Origin of the sequence: Thiorhodococcus mannitoliphagus, assembly GCF_010915725.1 — a bacterium.
Classification (GTDB): Bacteria; Pseudomonadota; Gammaproteobacteria; order Chromatiales; family Chromatiaceae; genus Thiorhodococcus; species Thiorhodococcus mannitoliphagus.
Map to the genome: position 1 here is coordinate 1 of NZ_JAAIJR010000389.1, position 783 is coordinate 783.

Genomic DNA, 783 nt, shown 5'->3' on the forward strand with positions numbered 1-783 from the left:
CCAGGCCTTCTATGCGCCCCAGGCGGCCGACTACGACCGCTTTCGCGAACGCCTGCTGCATGGACGCGAGGCCTTGGTGAGGCTCATGGAGATCCTCGCAGGTGCACGGGTTGTCGAACTGGGCGGGGGAACCGGGAGCAATCTCGCCCTTTTCGGGCAACGGCTGACAAGCTTCGAGGCCGTCGAGCTGGTCGATCTCTGTCCCGCCTTGCTGGAGCAGGCCCGCATGCGCACGCGCGCCTTGGCAAACGTGCGCGTCATCGAGGCGGACGCAACCACCTATCGACCCAAACAGCGACCAGACGCGGTCTATTTCTCCTACGCCCTGACCATGATTCCGGACTGGCGCGCCGCTATCCACAACGCCATCGAGATGCTCGCACCGGGCGGTCTGCTGGGTGCCGTCGACTTCTATGTCTCGGACGCTCGAGGCGGGCCCGGCACGGTTCGGCACGGAGCCTTCACCCGACACTTCTGGCCACGCTGGTTTGGACACGACGGCGTGCATCCCAAGCCAGATCATCTCAGGCTGCTGCGCGCACAGCTTCCCGACTGCCAACTGCTCGAGTGCCGCGCGCCCGTCCCCTACCTGCCCGGACTCCGGGTGCCCTACTACATCTTCGTCGGACGCAAGCCGAACTGAGGAAGCAGCTTCGCCGCGACGACCGACAAGGGGGCAGAGGTGTCGCGGCCGAACAGAAAGCGACGCCCGGCATCGGGCGAACCGCTGTTGTCGCTCACGCTATTACGCGAATTTTTCTCAGAATAATTTCCGCTAGACCT

The 783-nt window shown here is 64.5% G+C and carries 1 protein-coding gene; it reads left to right on the forward strand.

Annotated elements, in window-relative coordinates:
* The coding region (locus G3480_RS27040) for a class I SAM-dependent methyltransferase (protein ID WP_164657266.1) at positions 1 to 643 on the forward strand (643 nt) is incomplete at its 5' end.
* Between the last annotated feature and the right edge of the window lie 140 nt (positions 644 to 783).